Below are 2,563 nucleotides of genomic sequence, written 5' to 3' on the forward strand. Positions count from 1 at the left end.
CGGGTTTTTCATTCATCGTTTTCGCTTTCCGCTTGGTCTCCCCGGTCGCCCGCGGCGAGGGGGGCGGCCCGGCCGAGGGCCGCGGCGTCGGTGCCGGTGCCGACGTCGGCACCGGCACCGTCCGGGTGGACCGTCGGGGAGGCGGCGTCGCGCAGCGCCTCGCGCAGGACACGCTCCCCGGCGTCCAGGCTGCGGGCCCAGCCGAGCACGTGACGGGAGAGTTCGGCCGCGCCGACGGCGGCCGGGTCCTGGCGAAGGGCCGCCCGGCGGTCGCGCAGCAACTCCTCGTGGTTGCGCGCGGCGTGGCCCGGCCCGGGGCCGGTGCCACGGGCGGACGGAACGGGCCCGTCCGCCGTCTCGTGGGGGCTCGGCTCGGAGCGGCTGGCCATCGCTGCCTCCTTCGGGGACGGGGCATGTATGGTCCGACTCTGCCCAGGCCGTCTATACCTCGGCCATAGTGGCTGCTCGGCGGGCCGCTGGTGCGGGTGCCGGGGCAGGACGCACAGCATCGGACCACATCGGTCACACGGTCCACTCCGCCGCCCCCGTGTCCCGGAGGGTGGACCGCGGATGGAAAGCGTATGGGATCGGTATGACCGCGCAGGGGAAGCTCGGGGGGAAGGATTCCGCCAGAACCCCGCCGCCGCGAGCGAAGGATGCAGCCGTGCAGCCGTCCCGACCGAACAGCCGCAGCGCCGTCGTCCGGTACAGCCGGGTGATCGCGCCGATCGTCGTCACCACCGCGCTGGGAGCGCTGCTCACGGCGTGCGGTGGCGGCGAGGTCACCGCCGAGAGCAACTCGTACCAGGTGGGCGATCCGGTCACCGCGCTGCGGATCAAGAGCCCGGGCGGGCTGGTCGAGGTGGTCGCGGGCGCCGAGGGCGGCGTCCAGGTGACCGAGACCATCCGGTACGACGGTGACAAGCCGTCCGTTTCCCACAAGACCGCCGACGGGCTGCTCGCGCTGGACGCCTCGGAGTGCGGGCACGGCCTCGGCCACAAGGTGTGCCAGGTGGGCTACCGGGTCGTGGTGCCGAAGGGGCTCGCGGTGACGGTGCGCAACAGCGGTGGCGACGTGAACGTCACCGGGCTGGCCGGGGCGCTCGACCTGACCTCCGACGGCGGCAAGGTGCTGGCGGGCGGGCTGACGTCGAAGTCGTTCACCGCCAAGGCGGACGGCGGCACCGTGAACGCCGCCTTCGCCGAGGCGCCGGACCGGGTGCGCATCGAGTCGGCCGGCGGCAGCGTCACCGCCCGCCTGCCCGACGCGGCGTACGCGGTCGACGCGGCGGCGGACGGCGGGAAGCAGAACGTGAAGGTCAGGACCGATCCGGCCTCCCCGCACAAGGTCAGCGTCCGGAGCGACGGCGGCAGCGTCGAGGTGCTTCCGGCGGGCTGAGCGTTCCGGCCTTCCGGGGCCCGCGACTCCCCGGGGCCCGCGACTCCCCGGGTCTCACGAACTCCCCGGGTCCCACGAACTCCCGAATGTGTGTGAACTTCTCGAATTGGTGGATAGCAGAGGTGGATGACCGGATGAACGGCTCTCCCGTTGGCGCGCTCCCTTCCGTCCGTCGGCCCGTGGTGCTGCTCGCCGAGGAACTGTCCCCGGCGACCGTCGCCGTGCTCGGCCCGGAGGTGGAGGTGCGCCGCTGCGACGGCGCCGACCGCCCCGCGCTGCTCGCCGCGCTGCGCGGGGCGGACGCCGTGCTGGTGCGCAGCGCCACGCGGATGGACGCCGAGGCGATCGCCGCCGCGCCCGGCCTGCGGGTGATCGCCCGGGCCGGAGTGGGGCTGGACAACGTGGACGTGGCCGCCGCGACGGCGGCCGGGGTGCTGGTGGTCAACGCGCCGACGTCGAACATCGTCAGCGCCGCCGAGCTGGCCGTCGGCCTGCTGCTCTCGGTGGCCCGGAACATCCCGCAGGCCGACGCCTCGCTCAAGGGCGGGTCGTGGCAGCGAAGCCGCTTCACCGGGGTGGAGCTGGCCGGCAAGGTGCTGGGCGTGGTCGGGCTGGGCCGGATCGGCTCGCTGGTGGCCCGGCGGATGGCCGCCTTCGACATGGAGGTCGTGGCCTACGACCCGTACGTGGCGCCGGAGCGGGCGGCCGAGCTGGGCGTGCGGGCGGTCGGGCTGGAGGAGCTGCTGGCGACGGCGGACTTCGTCACCGTGCACCTGCCGAAGAATCCCCGGACGCTGGGGCTGATCGGTGCCGAGGCGCTGCGCGCGGTCAAGCCCGGGGTGCGGATCGTCAACGCCGCGCGGGGCGGCATCGTGGACGAGGCCGCGCTGGCGGACGCGCTGCGGGACGGCCGGGTGGCCGGGGCCGGGCTGGACGTGTTCGAGACGGAGCCGTGCACGGACTCGCCGCTGTTCGGGCTGGACGGCGTGGTGGTGACGCCGCACCTGGGCGCGGGCAGTGTCGAGGCCCAGGAGAAGGCCGGGGTGACGGTCGCCGAGTCGGTGCGCCGGGTGCTGGCCGGCCTGGATGTGCCGGAGGCGGTCAACGCGGCCGGGGTGGCCGGGGCGGGGGCGGTGCTCACCGCCTGACGAGCAGGGGCGAAAC

The 2,563-nt window shown here is 74.7% G+C and carries 2 protein-coding genes and 1 pseudogene; 2 read left to right on the plus strand and 1 reads right to left on the minus strand.

Annotated elements, in window-relative coordinates; all coding sequences use genetic code 11:
* Positions 1–8 precede the first annotated feature (8 nt).
* Complete coding sequence (locus ACFRMQ_RS40035) at positions 9–389, minus strand: hypothetical protein (RefSeq protein ID WP_380735833.1); 381 nt, start codon at positions 387–389, stop codon at positions 9–11.
* Positions 390–664: 275 nt separating this feature from the next.
* On the opposite strand from ACFRMQ_RS40035, the gene ACFRMQ_RS40040 reads away from it, so the two are divergent.
* Together ACFRMQ_RS40040 and ACFRMQ_RS40045 are read left to right on the plus strand one after the other, a co-directional pair.
* Positions 665–1,399, plus strand: a complete 735-nt coding sequence (locus tag ACFRMQ_RS40040) for a DUF4097 family beta strand repeat-containing protein (RefSeq protein WP_380735834.1) — start codon at positions 665–667, stop codon at positions 1,397–1,399.
* Between the two features lie 134 nt (positions 1,400–1,533).
* Positions 1,534–2,514, plus strand: a pseudogene (locus ACFRMQ_RS40045) (hydroxyacid dehydrogenase); the annotation flags it as partial.
* Between the last annotated feature and the right edge of the window lie 49 nt (positions 2,515–2,563).

Source organism: Kitasatospora sp. NPDC056783 (assembly GCF_042789895.1).
Classification (GTDB): Bacteria; Actinomycetota; Actinomycetes; order Streptomycetales; family Streptomycetaceae; genus Kitasatospora.

Excerpts from the sequence above, each read along its gene's own strand:
- ACFRMQ_RS40035 (WP_380735833.1), bottom strand. The coding sequence starts at position 389 with ATGGCCAGCCGCTCCGAGCCGAGCCCCCACGAGACGGCGGACGGGCCC.